The following is a 21,216-nucleotide window of genomic DNA, read 5'->3' on the forward strand; positions in this document are numbered from 1 at the left end:
TTCGACAGCATCTGCATGGCATCCCCGTTCCGGATTCGGTATACTAAATGTACGATATGTGAAAATATTCACTAAAAGTCGTTCACACTTTGTGAAAGGACGTTTGTATATGAATCCATTAAAAGGAATCGTTCAGATTCCACGTAGTTTTCTCATTCAATTCATCATTGCAGCTTTCCTGATGGGGGTTGCGGTCGTTGGTCAATCGTATGGTATCGTGTTGACGGTCGATCGGATTTTCCTGAAGGAACAACCGTTTGAAGCCGTCATTCCGTTACTACTCGTCGTCCTCGGGATGCTGTTGCTCCGGGTCGCCGTGACGTATTGGAACGGTCGTCTCGGTACGACGTTATCGGCACACATGAAGCAGGCGCTTCGGGAAGCACTCGTCGCGAAATACACGGGTCGCTCGGTCGAGATGATGCTACAAGGGCAAGCAGGACAGAAGGTCAGTGTCTTGCTCGACGCAGTAGACGAGATGGACAGCTATTACAGTCAATACTTGCCGAAAGTCGTTCAGACGACGATCGTTCCCTTGATGGTCTTGATCGCGGCATTCAGCTATGACTGGATCACCGGTCTCGTCATGATGATCACAGCACCGTTCATTCCGTTGTTCTATATCATCATCGGCATCATGACGCAAAAGCGGGCGGATGCTCAACTCGAGAAGATGACGGCATTCTCGGGAACGTTTCTTGATACATTGCAAGGACTGACGACCTTGAAGTTATTTGGTCGTGCGAAACGACAACGTGACGTCATCGAAAAAAGCAGTCTTGATTTCCGGGATGCGACGTTAACGGTCTTGAAGCTCGCCTTCTTGTCGTCGTTGATGCTTGAGTTCATCTCGATGCTCAGCATGGGAATGATCGCACTTGAAGTCAGTCTACGCTTGATTCTGTTCCAAAGCATCACCTTCATCCCGGCATTCCTGATGCTCGTATTGGCACCAGAGTACTATCTTGCCTTAAAAGAGATGGGTGCTGCCTTCCATACAGGACGCGGTAGTGTCGCGGCAGCGAAACAGATTGCAGCCGAACTAACGGCAGACGATCGTCCTGTTGCCTTTGGTCAATCAGAACTTGCGATGAACTGTCCACCACGAATCGTTTTGGATGAAGTTGATTTTACGTATCAAGAAGGACGTTTTGCCTTACAAGACGTGACACTTGCGATTGAGCCGTATCAAAAGGTGGCGTTGATTGGTCGCAGTGGTGCCGGTAAGTCGACTGTCTTACAGTTGATTGCCGGACTCGCGGATCCAAAAGAAGGACGGATTCTGCTCGACGGGATTAATCGCAGTCAGGTGGAGGAAGCGAGCTGGTTCCGTCAGTTGAGCTACATCTCGCAGCATCCGTATCTGTATGCCGGAACGCTGGCAGAAAACATCGCGATCGGTGAACTCCGTCAAGCGACGCCGGAAGAGATCTTTGAGGCGGCGCAGGCAGCAGGGCTCGAGGAGCTGATTGCGACGTTACCTGAAGGGATCGACACGGTGATCGGAGAAGGTGGACGTGGTCTATCAGGTGGCGAGAAACAGCGCGTTGCGTTGGCACGCGCGTTCTTGAAACGACCGAACGTCATCGTCTTTGATGAACCGACGACAGGACTCGACGTCAAAACGGAGCGATTGCTTCAACAAGCGATTGAGCAACTCGGACAATCGGCAACGGTCATCACTGTCGCGCACCGTTTGCATACGATTGAACGATCGGATCAAATCGTCGTTCTCGACGGCGGACGAATCGTCGATCGTGGCACCCATGATGAATTGCTTGGTCGCGATTCGGAATATGCGCGGATGCGTAGCGTCCAGAGAGGGGAGGAAACACGATGAAGGAATTATTAGGAGTCTTTCGGTTGATGGTGCATCAAAAACGCGATATCGCCTGGTCGATCTTCTTCGGTGTCCTCGCCGGTGTGACAGCGGTCGGTTTATTCGCAGCAAGTGGATACCTGATTTCAAAGGCAGCCTTGTTGCCACCGATCCAGACGCTTGCTGTCTTGATTGCTCTGCAAAAAATCTCGAGTCTGACGCGCGCCGTCAGTCGGTATGCGGAACGTTATTATTCGCACCGGGCGACGTTTACGATCCTTAGTGATATCCGGACGTCGTTCTACCGGAGACTCGAGCCGCTCGCGCCAGGAATTTTCGGTAAATACCGGAGTGGGGACTTACTTGCTCGGATCGTCGGTGACGTCGAAAGTCTGCAAAATACGTTCTTACGTGTTCTCTATCCACCGATCGTCTTGTTGCTGGTCTTCTTCTGTACGATCTTTTTCGTCAGTTTCTTCTCGTGGACGATTGCCGGGATTCTACTACTTGGTTTGATTCTGACGGGTTTCTTGATTCCGGGTTGGTTCGCGTACCGCGAACAGCGTTTCGCACGCTCAGTTCGTGTCCGCCGTGGTGACTTGTCGACAGAAGTGACAGAGTTGTTCCAAGGCTATCGTGACTTAAAGATTTACCAGCAGCTTGATCAAAAAGAACAGGACCTGAATGCCGTCGCGAAACGATATGTCGAGGAAGAAAAACGGAATGGATTACATGCCGTCTCGAACTTGGCTTTGAATACGATGGTGACGCTGATCATCTCTTGGCTCGTTCTTGGTGTCGGTGCCTATCTCGTCGCGAGTGGACAACTCGAAGGTGTCTTCCTTGCATTACTCGTCATGACATCACTGACGGTCTTCGAGAATGCGGCACCGATGGCGATTTTACCAGGCTTCTTTGAAGATAGCCGCCATGCTGCGAAACGACTCGATGAAGTCGTGACCGAACAAGCGGAGCCAATCTATGACACGTTCGTTCTCGATCAGGCACCATCCTTTGAAACGAATGCATTGACGTTCACGTTCCCTGATGCACCGCGCCCGGTCTTACGTGACGTTACCGTCTCGATTCCTGCCGGCAAGAAGACGGCAATCGTCGGGGCGAGTGGTTCTGGGAAATCCACGTTACTTCAATTGATGTTACGGATGTATCCGACAGACGGATTAACGATTGCTGGTCAAGATAGTCGGACGGTTGATCCGGAAGGGCTTTGGCAACACGCAAATGTCGTCTTGCAACAGAATCATTACTTTTATGGAACGCTTCGCGATAATCTATTGCTCGCAAACGAAGCAGCGACGGATGATGCGATGCGTCAAGCGCTCGATGATGTCGGATTAACGACGTTCGAATTAAACGATCGTGTATTTGAAAAAGGCGAGAACTTGTCTGGAGGAGAAAAACAACGCTTAGCAATTGCCCGTGTGCTTTTGCGGGAAGCGTCGCTTTACTTGCTTGACGAACCAACGTCTTCCGTCGATGCTTTGACGGAACAGATGATTCTCGATCGACTGTTCGCACGGGCAGCGGACGCGACACTTGTCCTTGTTAGCCACCGGTTAGCAGGTCTTGAAGCGATGGATCAAATCATTGTCATGGATCAAGGTCACGTCATCGAAGTCGGAACGTATGCCGAATTGATGGCGCGACAAGGGGCGTTCTATGAATTAAAACAAGTCGAACAGTCCGTTTTTGCTCCGATTGGATAAAGATATAGGATTGGCGGTGACCCCATGTGGTGCATCGCCTTTTTTAGTTTATAAGCGAGAGCCGAAAAAGACATGACAGTCTACTTTTGAAATGGTAAAGTCTAGAAAAAACGTGGAGGGGTTTCATGCATATCGAACAATCATCTATCGTCGTCGATCAGACGACCATTTCATATGATCATTTTCAAATGGGGTCCAAACAGGTCTGCTTCTTGCTCTCGGGAGCATCGTACCTGTACGACCATCCTTACTTTTACTACAGCCGGATGGCGCTACTAGCTCGAGGCATCGATGTCATCTGTATTCACTATGTGACGGAAGAGCTCTTTTCGATGACAGACGCTGAATCGAATGCCTGCATGACGCGCCGGGTCGACGCTGTCGTCTCAGAAGTGCTGGCGACGCATACATACGAAAACGTCCAGTTCATCGCAAAGTCGTTAGGAACGATTCCGCTAGCGGCATTACTTGCTAAGCCGAATCTACAGACAGCACGCTTCGTCTTCTTAACACCCGTTCTTGAAGCCGAAGTAGTCGATCAAATCGCCACATCGTCGCAAGCTGGACTCCTTGTCATCGGAACAGCCGATAAGTTTTATGATGAAGCGGCACTTGAAACGTGTCGCACCTCACAACTGACGATTGATGTTATTGAAGGAGCGAATCATTCTCTGGATCAAGGATTCGAGGTCGATCCATCGCTTGCAGTCCTTGGACATGTCGTTCGTCAAATCGAAGCCAGTTTGTTCGAACCACTACCTAAGTAACAAAAAATCCGTCCAACAGAGAGTCTGCTGGACGGATTTTTTAGTATGGACGAAGTAAGGCACGGACGGGACTACCGTCGCCATCGACGAGCGGGAGTGGGACGGCGTTGAGGTGGTAATCACCAGGCGTGATCGCATCGAGAACGAGTCCTTCAAGGATATGGACTCCATGATGCGCTAGTGCGTGATGGGCTGCCATTTCCTTGCTATCGATCGCATCGACGCTTGGTAAGTCGAGACCAATCAGCGAAATTCCGAGTTCCCCGAGACGCTCAGCAAGACTTGGCGTCAAGACGGGAATCGCTTCCGGGAAAGTTGATTTGTCGATCCAACCATCCGTTTTGATGATCAGGCGCTGGACGTCATTTAGCTCAAAGCCATCTAAATCAGCAGCTGTGATGTCTGTACGACCTGGTAAGTAAATGACGCGCGCATGTCCGATGTAGAGATCCGGATCAAGATCGATGATTTTTTGTCCGGCATCGTCAAAATGAAACGGCGCGTCGACATGAGTGCCAGTATGCAGACTCATCGTTACCTTTCCGACGTTGACGGAACCGGTGTCTGCCTTATTCCATGTCAATGTTGCTTCAAACGGTGTATCCCCCGGCCACGTCGTGACGTGGCGATCAAGTGGTTGTGAAACATCAATCCATCGTGTCATCGCTTCATCCTCCTCATAATGTCGTGCGGACTGACCACAGTTCCGGGAAGAAGCGGTGGTCGAGCACACGTCGTAGATAACTGACGCCAGAAGAACCACCCGTTCCTGGCTTTTGTCCGATAATCCGTTCGACGGTACTCATATGGTTAAAGCGCCACATCTGCTGCTGGCTCCCGATATCAAGTAGTTTTTCACCGAGCTCATACAGATCCCAGTATTGTTCGACATCCCGATAGACGGTCGCCCAAGCTGCTTCGACACTTGCATTCGGCGTCCAGTCTTGCGTGACATCACGATCAAGGACGGATTGGTCGATCGGTAGCCCATGGCGCGCCATCGCCCGGATTGTTTCGTCGTAGATGCTTGGTGTCTTCAGATCTTTCAGCATCATCGGATAGAGTGTTTCGTCATGCGCATACACTTTTAGCATCTGCTCATTCTTGAAGCCGAGCGCGAATTCGATTTGGCGGTTTTGATACGATTGGAAACCGGATGAGTGACCGAGCGCATCACGGAATTCCAGATATTCGGCAGGGGTCAAGGTCGACAAAACATTCCACGACTGAATCAACTGGTGCTGAATCTTTGAGATGCGTGCGAGCATCTTAAACGATGATTCGAGATCATCGTTTGCGACCGCTTGCGTCGCTGCTCGCATCTCATGCAGGATCAGCTTCATCCATAGTTCGCTCGTTTGATGAATGATGATGAACAGCATCTCGTCATGATGCCCCGATAAGCGATGTTGACTCGTAAGCAATGGATCTAGTTGCAAATAATCCCCGTAGGACATATCTTTCTTAAAATCCGTTTGAATCGATGCTTCAATAGACGTAGGATCTGTCTTTGTCATTCCCATTCATCCCCTTTATCGAATTAATTCAGTTTTCGTTTTTCAGCGGTCTGTGGTTGTTCCGGATGCGCCCGCTTCCAGAAGAAATAGGCGATCGATAAGAACACTAACCACGGTACACCAAACTTCAAGACGATTTGAAAATCTGTGAACCATGTCGTTAGTACGAGTGCGAATAACAACAATGCACCGAGGGCAGTCAAATACGGATAGCCCATCATCCGGACCGGTAACGTCCGTCCACCTTCACGTTCCCATGCTCTACGGAAGTACAGGTGGGAGATGAAAATCATGAACCATGTGAAAATCGCCCCGAACATCGAAATTCCCATCATGAATGGATAAGAAACGCTCGATTGACTGCTGATGATCGCTGCGAGAAAAATCCCGAGCGTTGATACGGCGAGTGCGAAGAGCGGTACACCTTTTCGATTCAAACGACCAAATACTTTTGGCGCATACGTTGCCTTCGATAAGGAATACATCATCCGTGTCGAAGCATACAGCTGACTGTTCATCGCAGACAGTGCCGCCGTCAGGATGATGAAGTTCATGATGCCGCCTGCATACGGAATCGATAGCATCTCCATTACTTTAACGAATGGACTTTGATCGACGCCGCCCGCTTGTTGCCACGGGACGATCATCAACATCAAAGCAATCGTGATGACATAAAACGTCGAGAGACGGAAGACTGTCGCTTTTAATGCTTTCGGTACGGCGACGTCCGGGTCCTTCGCTTCACCAGCAGTTACGGCAATCAATTCCGTTCCGAGGAAGCTGAACAGGGAGATGAAGATTGCGATCCAGAGACCTGAGAAACCGAACGGCATGAAGCCACCGTCGTTCGTGAAGTTTTGTGGACCAATCTCAGGACTTGGACTACCGATGACCAAGTAGGCACCGAGAAGGATGAATAGCAAGATGGCACTGATTTTAATGACTGAGAACCAGTATTCGAAGGTCGCGAACGTATTGACTGTTGTGGCATTGATATAGATCAGCGCGGCAGCGAATACGAGAATCCAGACGACTCCGGGAACGCCCGGGAACCAGTATTTCATATAGATCGAAATCGCACTGACCTCAACGCCGATCGCGAGAACATTTGCGATCCAGTATGAATAGCGGACGAGAAAACCCGCATAAGGACTAATGTATCGTTCGGCAATCGTACCGAACGAGCCAGATGTCGGATGGGCGACCGTCATTTCAGCCAGACAGCCCATTAAAAGTAGGACGATGAAGGCACCGACTGCGTAACTGATCAAAACGCTCGGTCCGGCAAGCCCGATCGCAAGCCCACTTCCGAGGAAGAGACCAGTTCCGATCGCACAGCCCATTGCAATCATCGTAAGTTGGCGTGTCTTGAGTTCACGCCGTAGTTCAGTAGGTTGTTCCATGGTGTACTCCTTAAGCAACGACTTCGCGTTCATTCGCGAAACGTTCGTATTCTTTATCTTCCATGATTCGTTTGAGTGTCGCGACGACGTCATAGACATCGGTAAACGTATTGTAGAGCGCGACGGGTGCTAGACGGACGATGTTTGGTGCCCGGAAATCGGGGATAATCCGATTTTCCTTGAGTGCTTTACAGATCCGTGCTGCTTCCGGGTGCTCGAGGCTGAGATGCGCTCCGCGGCGTTTATCGTCAATCGGATTTCCGATGACGAAACCGTACGGTGTGAGTTCCTGCTTGACGAGTTCCATCATGTACTGCGTCAGCGCGAGTGATTTTGTCCGAACGGCTTCGATACCGACTTCGTCAAACATCTCTAACGCACCGATTTGTGGAGCGAGACTTAAGACGTGTGGTGTCCCGATCTGGAAGGCACCGGCATGCGCCGCCGGTGTCATCGTATGATCCATATCGAACTGCTTATCCTTCCGCGAACCGAACCAGCCCGTCAGACCAGGCAACGTTCCGAAATGACGTTCGTGGACGAATAATCCACCAACCGTTCCAGGACCACCGTTCAAGTGTTTGTAATTACACCAGTAGGCAAAGTCGACGCCCCAGTCATGGAATGCGTGGGGAACGGCTCCGACGGAATGACAACCATCAAAGCCAATCAGGATGCCACGGTCGTGTGCCGCCTTCGTCAAACGCTCCATATCGAGAATTTGTCCACTTCGGTAAAGTACCGCCGGCAAGACGATTAACGCGATATCATCCGTCATCGCGGCGATGATATCGTCTTCTTCTAAAAAGCGACCGTCCCGACTCGGTACTTGGATGAGATGTGTCTCCGGATCCAGACCACGTAAGCGAAGTTGGCTTTGGAGGGCATAGATATCCGACGGGAACGTCAGCGCATCCGCTAAAATCTTATCTCGTCCTTCTGTTGGTTGGAAGAATGTCGCGACGAGTTGATGGAGATTGACGGTCGTCGAACCAGTGACCATGACTTCTTCAGCTTGTGCGCCGACGAGCGGAGCGTTGAGAGCAGCGAGACGTTCCGATAATTCAAACCAAGGATGACGTCCTTTCATCCAGCCATCGATTCCGAGTTCTTTCCAGTCTGATAGCGACTCGAGCAACGTCTTCTCGGCACGCTTCGACAATAAGCCGAGCGAGTTTCCGTCCATATAGATACTACCCGGTTGCAGATAAAACTCATCACGATAGGCAGCGAGTGCATCTTGCTCATCCCGAGCAACAGCATCGGTCCGTTTTGCTTGCAGTGTCATACGTCATCCTCCTCAAATGAATGCTCAATCAATTTTGACAAAAGCGTAGCAAACAAATTGACATTGTGTCAATATTATCGAATAGAGAAAACAAAAGGAGTGAAGGATATGTCATCTTCTCAACCAGAAAAAATCGATAAACGTCATCTGCGCACGGTGCGGACACGCGAGAAACTGTTGAGTGCGGCACGTGACGTCTTCTTAGAACAAGGGTTTCAAACGGCAACGATTTCACAAGTAATTAAACAAGCGGGCGTCGGCTACGGAACGGCTTATGTCCATTTTGAAGGAAAAGATGAGCTGCTCGTCGTCCTGATGGAAGATGTCATGAGCCGCTTCCACGCGATCGCGGAACGAACATTCGAACCGACGACGCCGCTAGAGGCAAAGGAACGCATCGTGACGCAAGCGACGGATTTCTTACGTCTCGCGGAAGAAGAACGAGCGATACTACGGATTGTCGAGCAAGCAATCGGCGTGTCTTACATCGTCCGTGCAAAATGGAAAGCGATTCGGGAACGCTTTATTGATCGGATCAGTCAGGATATCCAGTATGCGCAGGAGACAGGACTTGCGCGGCAGGATGTCGACTCGAAACTCGTCGCCCGTGGTTGGTTCTTTGCGAATGAGATGTATTTATTCGAAGTCGTCCGTGAAGAGGCGACAGCGACGATCGAAGAGATTGCGCACGTCTTAGCGACGATTTATACGCAAGGACTCTACCGGATCGAGGATTGATGAACGGACGGGAAGGGAACGTTTCGAAGTAGAAGGGAGCGTGACCGGGATGGCGTTTGATTACGATCTCGATTTCAAGACGACGGATTTTCGTAAGGAGCCGGAAAAGTACCGGGTTGGACGTGGGGAGCAAGGGGTCTTACTCGTCGAACCTTATAAAAGTGAGATTTTGCCGCATTGGCGTTTTAAGACGCCGGACATCGCAAAGGAATCGTCTGAGAAAATTTATGAGATGTATTTAGCTTATAAAGAAGACGGAGACTTCGTCGGCATGGATATGGCGCGGAAGTTCATTCAGATGGGACATACGCGCGCACGACGTTACGCGAACTATAAGGGTGGGCGTAAATATAAAGATAAAGAGACCAAAGAATTGCACACGCGCGAGATCGACGAAGAAAAAGCAAAATCTGCGGCCATCTTCCAAGAAAAATGGGATTTGATTCGGGCGGATGAAGAGTACTTGGCGTTAAAACGGGAACATCAAAAACAATATGGTTAAATTGCGATTCTCTAATAGAGGAATGGAGTGGAAGTAGTGCGAACAGGATCAAAAGTCATCGTGGGAATCGTCATTGTTTTCGTACTGGCTTTAGTTTGGTGGCTCGCATCACCTCTTTTTTTGAATGAATCAGTCGATGAAGGACTGCCACCAGGTTCTTCGATAGTGGAACAAAAAGAGGAGGAAAACACCCCCGAAACGTCACAACCTTCTCCTGAAGAAACGGAAGCTGAATTATCAGGCCCAATTCATGGACGGTGAAAAAAATTACAAAACATCAGGGAACATCAAGACGCTAACTGTAGACGGTGCATTGTACCTACGTTTTGAAGATTTTCAAACGACGAACGGTCCGGATCTGTTTGTGTATTTGGTCGAACCCGGTGAAGATACAGCAGATGGAATTCGTCTCGGTGCCTTAAAAGGGAATCAAGGAAATCAGAACTATATGATTCCAAAAGACGTCGATTTGACAAAACATAGCCGTGTCGTCATTTGGTGTCGTGCCTTTGATGCTGACTTTGGAACAGGTGATTTAAAAGCAATGAATGAATGAAAAAGCAATGCGCTTCCGAAATAAAAAATCGGGAACGCATTGCTTTTTTGACTTTAAGAAGTTTGTTCGACTTTTTTAATTAAACGCGATTGACGTTTCTGCCAGATGAACGATCCGATGAACGTCACGACGAGGAAAATCAGACCGAGTGCGAACGGATAGAGAATATTGACGTCATATAGGACACCTGCAAGCGTCGGTCCGAGCACGTTCCCGATGCTCATGTAGGCGTTGTTCATCCCCATAGCAAAGCCTTGCTCATTACCAGCGAGTTTTGAAATCATCGTATTCAAGACGGGACGTAAAATTGATGTCGCAAGGAAGATGACGAGAGTGATCGCAAAGAATCCACCGTAACTTGATGTCAATAATGACAATAGGAAGCCGAGCGCTGCGATGAACAGGAATAGGTTCAAGACCTTTCCTTCTCCGAGACTACGTGACAGCTTATCGACGATGAAGATTTGAGCGATGACACTGATGATCCCGGTCGACGTCACCATGATCGCGATGTCTTTCGGTGAAGCACCGAATTGGTCATCGACGAATAGACCAAGTACTGATTCGTATGCCATGAGACCGAAGCTCATGACGAGTGTAATGACGAGCGGTACGAAGTACGGTTTTTTAAATGATGTCCCCAGTTTCTTGAGCATTGAACCTTCGTCTGGTGCCATCGCTGTCGCATCGTGTTTTTCGCTTTCTTGAAGTAACAGGACGCTGAATAAGACGGCAAGACCTGAGACGATCGCTGAGACAAGTAGTGGCAATTTTAAATCGTATTCGGCAAGGAATCCACCAATTCCAGGACCGATGACGATTCCGAGTGACATCGCAGCTGAGACGTAACTGTTTCCTTTTGCGCGTTGATCCATCGTCGTGATGTCCGCGACGTAAGCAAAAATCGCTGGAATCAGAAGTGCAGCACCGGCACCGCCGATTGCGCGCGAGATGTAGAGGACCGTGACGGAATTGGAGAAGTAGAAGACAAACATCGAGAGCGTCAAGCCGATCAATCCATAGATGATCATCTTGCGACGACCGTATTGGTCCGCCCATTTTCCGGCAATCGGTGACATGACGAGTTGTGCTCCTGCAAAGATGGCGATCATTAATCCAGCCGCCGTCCCACCTTGTCCAATCGAAGCTAAGTAAGCGGGTAGAATCGGAATGATGATCCCGAAGCTCCCGATCGCAATAAACATATTGATCATGAGGACCGTTAATTTTTTTCGTTGATCCGCGTGCAAGGGGACCCCTTCTTTCGACCCGCTTTCTGTAAGCGGTTATTTGTTTCACCTTCATTATCTTAGATTCAAGCTAAAGGACCTGTCAATGTAGACGAGTCGAGGATTCAAAAAAGACTCCATCCTTTGAGAAGGATGAAGTCAGTTCAGACTTATTGTTCTTTTTTTAATAACCATTTGATGTTCGGTGATAGCAACGGTCGGAAGATCGTCACGACGGGTCGACTCGACAGCAACCAGACGAATCCGGTAGCGAGCAAGAAGGACAGTCCGATTAGTAACAGTGGCGACTCCGTAATGGCTGGTGGAACCGAATCACGGAACAAACGGACGATGAACGAGTGAATCAAGTAGATCGCAAGCGTCTGTATGCCGATCTGGTCGAATCGATCTCCGAATGACCGGTGCGGCACGAGCAACAAGACCGAGAAGATCATGATCGTACTGACGGCATAGAGGAACAATTGAATCGCTGCTCCCTTTAGAAGCGAGACTTCAAATTCCCCGTAGGTGTCGCGGTAGAAGAGCCAGACCGTATCAAATCCATTTTTTGTCCAGAGAATCATGAAGACGGCAATCAAGAGCGAGACGATTAGTCCGGTCAGTCGACCGATCGGTGCTGTCATCTGCTTTCGCCAGCCAGCGTCAGTTAACCAACCACGCTCTTTGACGAGGTAACCCATCAAAAAGAACGGATAAAAACTGACGACTTTTTGTAACGACAGGAAGTTCGTGATCGAGTCTGGATTGGCATTGATCAACAAAGCAAATAAGACACTGACGATCAGCGGGAAACGCATCACCTGGAATGCCGGGGTGACGGTTTGCCAAATGATGATCCCGAGCAGATACCAAAGCGTCCAATTCGGAACGAGCGGATGGAGTAACCCATCGAGCATCTCATGTAAGGAATCATCCTGCGTGTAGGACAAATAGATTTCGTGAATCGATTGCCAGATGAAATACAGGGCAACGAATGCGAGGATGCGTTGAGGTCGAACTTGTTTGAAAAAATAGCCGCTCATGAAGATGAAGGCAGGCATGTGCAACAAGTAAATGACGTTATACGCCATCCTCACACTATCGTTTCCCGGTAAATCTCGAAACGTCTCGATCAAATGACCAAAGACGACCATGAAGATGAGTAAGACCTTATAGTTCCCAAGCCAATGATCGTACGTTGGCGTGGTCACTGGTTTGATGGGGCGATTCATTTTTTCTCACCCAGCAGGATTTGATCAACAAACCGGGCACTCGATTTTCCGTCTTGATGTTCAAAGAAATATTCTGCGAATGCTTTGACATTATGCATTTCGAAGTCTTTGTTTTTAATCCGTTCAATCAACTCTTCTGATGTCTTGACGATTGGACCCGGAACGAATTCCTCGAAGTCGTAATAGAAATCACGTTTTGAGATATAGTCCTCAAGGTCATACGCGAAGAACAACATCGGTCGATTCAATAGGGAGAACTCGAAACACGTCGATGAGTAATCCGTAATCAAGATGTCTGAGACGAACAGCAACTCATTGATTTCACGATGATCCGTTAAATCGAGGAAGAAGTCAGCGTAGACTTCTGGAATCTCCATTCGGCGGCGAATGAATGGATGCAGTTTAAGGACGAAGACGTACTCCTCATGAAGTGCTTCGTACAGCGCATCGAGATCGAGTTGATCAAAATCATAATAGGCACTCTTCGCACCATTTCCTCGGAACGTCGGCGCGAACATGATGACTTTCTTTTGTTTGAAGATGGGATATTCCTCATAGATACGTGCTTTCGCTTCCTCGATGAACGGTTGATCAAAGAACATATCCGTCCGTGGAATACCGGTCGCGATGACTTGATCTTCCCGTAACCCGAAGCCTTCAGCATAATGACGGGCGACATTATGCGAGCTGACGATCGCTTTCGTATAATTTCGATGGCTGAGCGAGTTCGCGCTTGGACCACCTGGTTTTCCGAGACGGCTATACCCGAATGTCTTGAAGGCGCCAACGGCATGCCAGACTTGAACCAAATCACTGCCTTTACGAATGTTCAACGGGTAGATCATCGGATAGAAGTCATCGACAAGAATCGTCTTTGCTGTCGCTAAGTGGTATGGCAAGGCAAATTTGTCACGCCAATCACGACGAGACTGAAGATTCGGTTTGAAGAAGGTTTTCACATCAAGATCTAAATCGCGGCGTTTGACTTCATCCAAGATATAAGCAAAGTTCCCACTGATATCACTCCGCGAATCCGAAGCGAGGATGACTTTGTTCTCTTGAATTGGTTGCGTCCATTTCGTAACGTTATAGATCGCCTTAAATGTAAAACGACGGAACTTGAACGCGCGCTTCTTCATGTTCTTCTTCCACTTCTTATAGCGATCGATGACTTGGATTAGACGTTTCGATTCGCCTTTCTTCAGGGAATGGAAACCTAAAGAGTTGCTGTATTCCGAATACTGCACGACAAGTTCATATTCGAGTAAGATCAAGGCGTTACTATGTTTTGTATCGACGCGGTAAGCGACTGGGATTAACGAACGCGTATCACCAAAAGGCGCTTCATGTAAGATCGTCTTTCCTTGGACGATGGCGAAGAACGCATCAAAATAGCCCATCGGCAATGGACGACCGGTCGGCGTGATATGATTCAGATTCAATTCGCCTGTAAAGGACTCTTCCGTCCAGTCACCTTCGAACGGAAAGCGGCAAATGAACGTCCGTTTGTTTCGTTTATTACGAAAGACGATGGCACGTTCAAGCGGTACCAATGCTTCAGTAGGTTCAGACTGAATATACTCATCGTCATGTTCCTCAAGTTCAGGTTGCTGTTGCGATGTAGGATTTTCAAATAACGTTTGTTCGGCACGCAAAAAATCAGCCAATCCACTTAAACGTGCTTCGAAACGAAACGTCGTTCCAGCTAATTCCAAGTAGGTGACCTCAGCATGTAAGGTAGGGGTCAGTGTCTCTTCTATCAAAACCATCTCTCCTCGCTTGAATAATTACAATGCATTTACACAATCATGATAGATTTTTAAATTTTACGTGAACATAGTATAGTGAAACTAGAAATCACCACTCATTATATCGTGAGACATTAAAATTAATAGGGATTTCTTTATTTTTTTGTGTTTTTGTAAAATAACACTTCAACACAGACTGCATCATTACACATACCCTGAACGTTAGGGAAAGAAAACCGAAATTCGATTATTTCATAAGGGAGGGAAGCAGGTCGTCTCGTTTGAAAGAGCCAACGAGACACTGCGTCAGAAGATGATTTATGCAGCCATTTTAGCTGGAGGAAAAGGAACACGGATGGGGAATGTCGATCGACCGAAACAATTCTTATCGATCGGAGAACGTCCAATCATCGTCCATACAGTAGAGAAATTCCTATTACATGAGGATTTTGACCGCATCATCATCGTCACACCGACTGCTTGGATTAACTATACGCGCGATATTTTGGAGAAATACATCGGAAAAGATGAACGCCTCGTAATTACACCGGGTGGACAGGATCGAAATGAATCGATCATGGCAGCGGTGAACTGGATCGAAGAGAAAAACGGTCTGTCTGAGGAAGATATCATCGTCACACACGACGCCGTCCGTCCGTTCTTGACGCACCGCATTATTAAAGAAAACATTGAAGCAGCACAAGAATTCGGCTCATGCGATACGGTCATTTCAGCAATCGATACGATCGTCGCTTCAACGAACGGTAAAACGATCACGGATATTCCGGTTCGTGATCAAATGTATCAAGGACAGACACCACAAAGTTTCCAGATCACGAAGTTGAAATCGCATTATGAGTCGCTTTCGACGGAAGAACGAGCGATTTTAACGGATGCTTGTAAGATTCTTTTACTTAAAGGAGAAGATGTGGCGCTCGTCACGGGTGAACTGTTCAATATTAAAGTGACGACACCATACGACCTACGGATTGCGAATGCTATCTTGAAGGAGCGGATTCATCAATGATTAACCAAGTCTATCAACTCGTCGCCCCGCGTCAAATCGAAGTGACGTATGATGAACGGTCATTGAATACCGATCGTGTTGTCGTGCGTCCAACGTATTTATCGATTTGTCACGCGGATCAACGCTACTTCACGGGTAGCCGTAGTGCGGAAGTATTGGCGAAAAAATTACCGATGGCCATGATTCATGAAGGCATAGGAAAAGTCGTACATGATCCGAGTGGAACATTCAAGAAGGGAACACTCGTCGCGATGGTTCCGAATACACCGACGGAAGAAGATGACATCATCGGTGAAAACTATTTGCGAACGAGTCGTTTCCGTTCGAGTGGATACGATGGCTATATGCAAGACTATGTGTTCTTAAAAGCAGACCGCCTTGTCGAAGTACCGGCTGATCTTGACCCTGAAGTCGCGGCATTCACTGAACTCGTCAGTGTATCGGTCCATGCCTTGACTCGTTTCGAAAAGATTGCCCATCCTCGTCGCGAGACGTTCGGAGTGTGGGGTGACGGGAATCTTGGCTTCATCACAGCACTCTTGCTACGTAAGTTGTATCCGGAAGCGAAATTACTCGTCTTTGGCAAAACGCAGTCGAAGCTTGACTATTTCTCGTTTGCAGACGAGACGTACCACATCGATCAGATTCCAGCCGATGTCTCCTTCAACCACGGTTTCGAATGTGTTGGGGGAATTGGCAGCCAATATGCGATCAATCAGATGATCGACTATATTATTCCGGAAGGCACGATGGCGTTACTTGGCGTATCAGAAGATGCCGTCGCGATCAACACGCGGATGATTCTTGAAAAAGGACTTCGTGTCTACGGTTCAAGTCGGAGTACACCGGCTGATTTCGCACGGACGATGGAATTGTATCAAGCACATCCTGATATTCCAGCTTATTTATCGAACCTGGTTTCAGGCGTATTCCAAATCCGACAAATCGAAGACATTCATAAAGCGTTTGAAAACGATTTGACGAACCGGTTCGGAAAGACGGTCATGGAATGGTGCATGTAACGATGTGCGCTGAAAAAGAGGAGAATCGTCTATGAAACAAAAAATTCGGTTATTGCAACGACGGACGGTCCACTATCTGCTTGCTATGACGTACTGGTTGACGAAACGGTTACCAATTCAACCGAAAAAAGTCGTCTTTGCGACGTATCGTTCCGATCGTCTTGTCGATAACTTTCGTGCCGTCTACGATGAACTCGAACGTCGCGACTTAGGGTATGAATACGTTTTTTTGTTAAAGCGATTCCCTCAATCGTTGGCGGGGCAAATTCAATATGTCTTTCATATGATGCGAGCGACGTACGAATTAGCGACTGCTCGTTACTTCATCATCGATGATTATTATTACCCTGTCTATGTGTCGTCCTTACGGGAAGGGACAGAAGTCATTCAGCTATGGCATGCCTGTGGAGCCTTTAAAAAGTTCGGCTATAGTGTGCTTGATAAATCCTATTCGCCGGATGATGATTATTTGAAGATGGTCCAGATTCACCGGAACTATAGCAAGGTCTATGTTTCCGGTGAAGCATGTATCGCACCATATGCGGATGCTTTCGGAATGGAGCAGAAACGGATCTATCCCTTAGGGGTTCCACGGACGGATCAGCTACTGAACACAGCACGCCAAGCCCGTGTTCGAGAAAAGCTCTATGACCGATATCCAGAATGGCGCAAGAAACGAATCATCTTACTCGCGCCGACGTTCCGAGGAAATGGACAAACAACGGCACATTACGATCAAGAGCTCGATTTTGAGAAGTTCCGTCGTGAGCTTGGACCGGATACAGTCCTCTTGCTTCGCATGCACCCGTTCGTTCTCAATCCACCAGTCGTACCGGACGCGTATGCGGATCAAATCATTAACATGACAGACTACCCGGACATCAATGATCTGATGCAGATTGCGGATATTCTGATTACGGATTATTCGTCTGTCATCTTCGAGTTTGCCTTGTTGCAGAAGCCGATGATTTTTCTCGTTAACGATCTTCAGTCGTATAAAGCAGAACGCGATTTCTACTTCCCATATGAAACGTTCGTACCGGGACCAATCGTGTCGACGTTCGAAGACGTCATTGCTTGGATTAAACGTGGGCAATTCGATACACAGAAAATCGAGACATTTGCGAATCAGTTCTTTACGTATCAGGACGGAGAAGCGACCAAACGAATCGTCGACCATATGTTATATGACACGATTCCAGAGGCGCCTGTCTATACGAAAACACCAGTGTGAATACAGAAAAACGTTCCGATTGCGTCTCCGTTTGGGGAGAGAGACGTCATCGGAACGTTTTTATTTTTGAATTGGGGCTTGATTGGCGCGAGCAGGGGTAGCTCGCAGAATGCGCACCTCTTAAAAGTGCGTCAACTTGTCCTTTGCGGACGTTCTAGGTTTGACAGGTGGAACGATGGCAGGCCAGCCGATTTGAATGACGCCGAGAACGCGTTCGTTTTCAGAAGCGTCAACGAGTGAGGCATACTCTGGTGTGAACCAGTGTTTTCCGCTCTTCCAGCAACATCCAAGACCTCGTTCTGTTGCTACCAACTGCAGATTTTGAATCATCGCAGCTGTTGCAAGTGTATCCTCTAGCTGTTGATCCGGCGTCCCTTGTACCTGACAAAGTACCGTTAAATAAACCGGGACTTCCCGTAATTTTTGTTCAGCCTGTTGACGTTGTTCAGACGTTTTCGTCTCGAATTGACCACGCGCTGTCAGCAATTCCATCAAGGCATCGACATACCGTGTTTGTCCGTCTTCGATTGCGAGAACAAAGCGCCAAGGCTCTCGTAATTTATGATTCGGGGCATAAATCGCCGTGTCGAGTAATGCTTCTACCAATTCGACCGGAACGGGTTGTTCCGTATAAGACCGGATCGACCGGCGTGTTTCAATCACTTGTTGGGCATGCATCCGTTTCATCTCCTCACTGAGTACTTTTTCACTATAAATGATAACGATTATCATTGTCAACGTTATTTGTCAGAAAACAAAAAAAGACGATTCCCGTGAGGAAATCATCTTTCGTTGCATTCGGATTAAGAGGCTTTTCGTTCCTCGTCTTGATCTTGAGCAACAGTCGTTAGCTTTTTTTTCATAAGACGAATCCGGTATAGGGCAAATAGATAATGGGCGAAGTAGATCGTAAAACCAAGGAAAATCGTTAATGCTACATGAATTTGAACGCCAGGAACAGCATGAAGCTGAATGAAGAGCAAGACAGCCATTGCCATCGTATAAAGCACCATTTCCACCGATTGTGGCATGACGCGTTGACGTTTTAAGAAAAAGGAACGCATGAGTGGCAGGACGACGAGACTGACGAGACGATCAACCAGTCCGATGACGAGCACGCTGATCACCATCGCTAAACCATTTTCAAAAGCGATTAACCGTGGGAAGACAAGATAGGTGACGAGTAATAGTGGTCCAACCAATAAAAAAATTGAAATCGAGGCACGTGCGAATACGAAGAGCCCGTTGACACTTGTTAAAAAGGCACGAACGATCTTTTGTGACCAAGGGGATGGTCGACCAACTTGCCAAGCAAAACAACAAGCAAAGATGAACGCATAAAATTGCAGAAAGGCAACCATAAAGCATCTCCTTTAGATATGAAACTCATTGTTCCTAGTGTATCGATTTTAAGGCTGAAGTGCAAAGAAGAACTTTTCGTAAAGTATAAGAAAAGAGGCTGACTCAAAAAAGAATGACGCGTCTTTTCACGCCCTTTCCTCAGGCGAGACACAAGCCAGTTTTCCTGCTTCATTCAAGCAGGAAAGCGGGTCTTGTTTGTCTCTGACAGCGCAAAGATGCGCTTTTTCCTGTAGGAGTTGCGTGAAACGCGTCATTCTTTTTGTTATGAGATAAGGGTGGCAGATCATCATTCTGCCACCCTTACCTTTGTGGAAACTGACTTTTGAGTCAGTCCCTTTCGTCAATCAATCCAGATTCGGTTCTTTTTTTCCGTGCAAGAAGAAGGACAGAATCAGTGCAAGCGCAGATAAGACGGTCGCAATCCAGAACGCATCGGTGATCCCTTGGATCGTCGCTTGTTTCGTCAACATCGTAAACCAACTCGTTGAAGCGGCTTGTGAGCTACCCAGCTGTTGTCCAAGATCGTTTAAATGTTGTGAAAGCGTCGGGTCGAGCGTCGTAAACTGATTCGCGTCGTCTGCCAAGTGAGCCGTCGTTTGACGGGTCATGACGGTGACGAGAATTGCCGTTCCGATGGAGCCGGCGACTTGACGAAGTGTGTTTTGGGTCGCGTTTCCATGCGGGATCATCTTCATCGGTAAAGCGTTCATACCGGCAGTCATGATCGGCATCATGATGAATGCCATACCGAATGACCGAAGCATGTAGATGCCCATGATGGAATAATACGACGTATCCATGTTCAATTGCGTCAATTCCCATGTCCCGTACGTCATCAACGTCAAACCGAAGATAGCGAGCGGACGAATACCGAAGCGGTCAAATAAACGACCGGCAATCGGTCCGGTGATACCCATGATCAGTGATCCGGGTAAAAGGAGAAGACCTGAATCGACCGGTGAAAAACCGCGAATGCTTTGAAGGTAAATCGGTAAAAGTAACATCCCACCGAACAACGCCATCGTGACGATGACGTTGATGAAGAGGGTGAACGAAAATTCCGGTACTTTCAACACACGAATATTCAACATCGGATCTTCCATCGACAGCTCACGCATCGCAAAAGCAGCAATTCCGATTAAGCCGATGACGATCGTGCTGATGACGATCGGGCTATCCCAGCCGTCATTCCCGGCTTCACTGAATCCGTAAAGGAGACTCCCGAATCCGATCGTACTGAATAAGACGCCCAGTGCGTCAAAAGAAGGTTTCGAGAGTGGCTGCGTCAGGCGGAACCAAGCCGTACCGAGTAACAACGTCACTAATCCAAAGAAGGACATCGCATAAAACATGACGTGCCAGTCATAGTTTTGGATGACATATCCCGTGATCGTAGGTCCGACAGCAGGAGCCAGAATCATCGCGATTCCGAGCATTCCCATGGCAGCACCGCGCTTATGCGGTGGGAACAATGTCATGAAGACGTTTGATCCGAGTGGCATCAAGATACCAGCCCCCGCTGCCTGAACGACACGACCGATCATCATGACCGGGAAGTTCATTGCCATCGAACAGATGACCGATCCGAAGAAAAACAGTGTCATCGAAGCGAGGAACAGCTGGCGGAACGTATAGCTTCGCATCAAAAAGGCACTGATCGGAATCAAAATCCCGTTAACGAGCATGAAGCCCGTCGTCAACCACTGGGCAGTGGACGTCGACACGTTGAAGTCATTGATCAGAACTGGTAACGCGACATTAATCAACGTTTGGTTCAAAATAGCAATGAACATACCGATGAGTAAGACCGTCAGTACTTTCGGAATACTGACGTTTTCAGTCGATACCTGTTTAGAAGGTGCTGCGACTGGTGGTGTCACGGTCATCGTCGGTTCCGTCTCGAGGGATTCCTCAAGTGTCGGTCCGTCCGTCGCCAGTGCCGTGTCGGATGAGCGACTTCGACGGGCAATCCAGTTTACGCCGATGATGATCAGAATCGTGAACGCACTGTATCCGAACAAGAAGGTAGTAGACATGAACGTCCC

At 48.2% G+C, this 21,216-nt stretch carries 20 protein-coding genes; 10 read left to right on the top strand and 10 right to left on the bottom strand.

Features of this window, described 5'->3' with window-relative positions:
* Window positions 1–109: 109 nt before the first annotated feature.
* The 3 genes from cydD (at window position 110) to AYO36_RS11305 (ending at window position 4,313) form a co-directional block, all read left to right on the top strand.
* Window positions 110–1,840, top strand: a complete 1,731-nt coding sequence (gene cydD / locus AYO36_RS11295; RefSeq protein WP_064300468.1) for a thiol reductant ABC exporter subunit CydD — start codon at window positions 110–112, stop codon at window positions 1,838–1,840.
* Complete coding sequence (gene cydC / locus AYO36_RS11300; protein ID WP_064300469.1) at window positions 1,837–3,546, top strand: thiol reductant ABC exporter subunit CydC; 1,710 nt, start codon at window positions 1,837–1,839, stop codon at window positions 3,544–3,546. Before cydD ends, cydC begins: the two co-directional genes overlap by 4 nt.
* A gap of 125 nt (window positions 3,547–3,671) precedes the next feature.
* Window positions 3,672–4,313 carry an alpha/beta hydrolase gene (locus AYO36_RS11305; protein WP_064300470.1) on the top strand — a complete coding sequence of 214 codons (642 nt, stop codon included), beginning with the start codon at window positions 3,672–3,674 and terminating at the stop codon, window positions 4,311–4,313.
* A gap of 40 nt (window positions 4,314–4,353) precedes the next feature.
* On the opposite strand, the gene kynB is transcribed toward AYO36_RS11305, so the two are convergent.
* From kynB to kynU, 4 genes are read right to left on the bottom strand one after another with little or no spacing between them, the layout of a single operon-like run.
* Window positions 4,354–4,977: an arylformamidase gene (kynB, locus tag AYO36_RS11310; protein WP_064300471.1), complete on the bottom strand. Its 624-nt coding sequence runs from the start codon at window positions 4,975–4,977 to the stop codon at window positions 4,354–4,356.
* A 13-nt stretch (window positions 4,978–4,990) separates the two neighbouring features.
* Entirely contained in the window at window positions 4,991–5,830 is an 840-nt protein-coding gene (gene kynA / locus AYO36_RS11315) for a tryptophan 2,3-dioxygenase (RefSeq protein WP_064300472.1), read from the bottom strand.
* A 23-nt stretch (window positions 5,831–5,853) separates the two neighbouring features.
* Window positions 5,854–7,233: an amino acid permease gene (locus tag AYO36_RS11320; protein WP_064300473.1), complete on the bottom strand. Its 1,380-nt coding sequence runs from the start codon at window positions 7,231–7,233 to the stop codon at window positions 5,854–5,856.
* Between the two features lie 10 nt (window positions 7,234–7,243).
* Window positions 7,244–8,521 (bottom strand): kynureninase, encoded by a 1,278-nt coding sequence (gene kynU / locus AYO36_RS11325; protein WP_064300474.1) that lies wholly within the window; start codon window positions 8,519–8,521, stop codon window positions 7,244–7,246.
* 108 nt (window positions 8,522–8,629) lie between these two features.
* Here kynU and AYO36_RS11330 point away from each other — a divergent pair, with 108 nt between their 5' ends.
* The 4 genes from AYO36_RS11330 to AYO36_RS17050 are packed head-to-tail and all read left to right on the top strand — an operon-like array spanning window position 8,630 to window position 10,317.
* Window positions 8,630–9,259, top strand: coding sequence for a TetR/AcrR family transcriptional regulator (locus AYO36_RS11330; protein ID WP_064300475.1), 630 nt, complete (start codon window positions 8,630–8,632; stop codon window positions 9,257–9,259).
* Window positions 9,260–9,308: 49 nt separating this feature from the next.
* The gene (locus AYO36_RS11335) at window positions 9,309–9,761 is read left to right on the top strand and encodes a DUF4385 domain-containing protein (RefSeq protein WP_035399231.1); all 453 of its coding nucleotides are present in this window, start codon (window positions 9,309–9,311) and stop codon (window positions 9,759–9,761) included.
* A gap of 60 nt (window positions 9,762–9,821) precedes the next feature.
* A complete protein-coding gene (locus AYO36_RS17045; protein ID WP_231884706.1) occupies window positions 9,822–10,022 on the top strand; it encodes a hypothetical protein in 201 nt (66 codons plus the stop codon).
* Window positions 10,012–10,317 (top strand): DM13 domain-containing protein, encoded by a 306-nt coding sequence (locus AYO36_RS17050; RefSeq protein WP_231884707.1) that lies wholly within the window; start codon window positions 10,012–10,014, stop codon window positions 10,315–10,317. Before AYO36_RS17045 ends, AYO36_RS17050 begins: the two co-directional genes overlap by 11 nt.
* A 53-nt stretch (window positions 10,318–10,370) precedes the next feature.
* Here AYO36_RS17050 and AYO36_RS11345 read toward each other — a convergent pair whose 3' ends face one another.
* The 3 genes from AYO36_RS11345 to AYO36_RS11355 form a co-directional block, all read right to left on the bottom strand.
* Complete coding sequence (locus AYO36_RS11345) at window positions 10,371–11,567, bottom strand: MFS transporter (protein WP_064300476.1); 1,197 nt, start codon at window positions 11,565–11,567, stop codon at window positions 10,371–10,373.
* Window positions 11,568–11,716: 149 nt separating this feature from the next.
* Window positions 11,717–12,778, bottom strand: a complete 1,062-nt coding sequence (locus AYO36_RS11350; protein WP_064300477.1) for an acyltransferase family protein — start codon at window positions 12,776–12,778, stop codon at window positions 11,717–11,719.
* On the bottom strand, window positions 12,775–14,541 hold the full coding sequence (locus AYO36_RS11355) for a CDP-glycerol glycerophosphotransferase family protein (protein ID WP_231884708.1): 1,767 nt from the start codon (window positions 14,539–14,541) through the stop codon (window positions 12,775–12,777). Before AYO36_RS11355 ends, AYO36_RS11350 begins: the two co-directional genes overlap by 4 nt.
* 298 nt (window positions 14,542–14,839) lie before the next feature.
* Between AYO36_RS11355 and AYO36_RS11360 the strand changes: the two genes are divergently transcribed.
* From AYO36_RS11360 to AYO36_RS11370, 3 genes are read left to right on the top strand one after another with little or no spacing between them, the layout of a single operon-like run.
* Window positions 14,840–15,553 (top strand): IspD/TarI family cytidylyltransferase, encoded by a 714-nt coding sequence (locus AYO36_RS11360; RefSeq protein ID WP_056064491.1) that lies wholly within the window; start codon window positions 14,840–14,842, stop codon window positions 15,551–15,553.
* Window positions 15,550–16,575 carry a ribitol-5-phosphate dehydrogenase gene (locus AYO36_RS11365; RefSeq protein WP_064300479.1) on the top strand — a complete coding sequence of 342 codons (1,026 nt, stop codon included), beginning with the start codon at window positions 15,550–15,552 and terminating at the stop codon, window positions 16,573–16,575. The genes AYO36_RS11360 and AYO36_RS11365 overlap by 4 nt, the downstream gene beginning before the upstream one ends.
* Before the next feature lie 31 nt (window positions 16,576–16,606).
* Entirely contained in the window at window positions 16,607–17,809 is a 1,203-nt protein-coding gene (locus AYO36_RS11370; protein ID WP_082874235.1) for a CDP-glycerol glycerophosphotransferase family protein, read from the top strand.
* Window positions 17,810–17,929: 120 nt separating this feature from the next.
* Here the strand turns inward: AYO36_RS11370 and AYO36_RS11375 are convergent, their stop codons facing one another.
* The 3 genes from AYO36_RS11375 to AYO36_RS11385 form a co-directional block, all read right to left on the bottom strand.
* Window positions 17,930–18,487: a nitroreductase family protein gene (locus AYO36_RS11375; protein WP_023466727.1), complete on the bottom strand. Its 558-nt coding sequence runs from the start codon at window positions 18,485–18,487 to the stop codon at window positions 17,930–17,932.
* A 125-nt stretch (window positions 18,488–18,612) separates the two neighbouring features.
* Window positions 18,613–19,170: a hypothetical protein gene (locus tag AYO36_RS11380; RefSeq protein ID WP_023466728.1), complete on the bottom strand. Its 558-nt coding sequence runs from the start codon at window positions 19,168–19,170 to the stop codon at window positions 18,613–18,615.
* Window positions 19,171–19,515: 345 nt separating this feature from the next.
* Complete coding sequence (locus AYO36_RS11385; RefSeq protein ID WP_064300480.1) at window positions 19,516–21,207, bottom strand: DHA2 family efflux MFS transporter permease subunit; 1,692 nt, start codon at window positions 21,205–21,207, stop codon at window positions 19,516–19,518.
* Window positions 21,208–21,216: the final 9 nt, after the last annotated feature.

It is taken from the genome of Exiguobacterium sp. KKBO11, assembly GCF_001644945.1.
In the GTDB taxonomy this organism is placed as follows: domain Bacteria; phylum Bacillota; class Bacilli; order Exiguobacteriales; family Exiguobacteriaceae; genus Exiguobacterium_A; species Exiguobacterium_A abrahamii.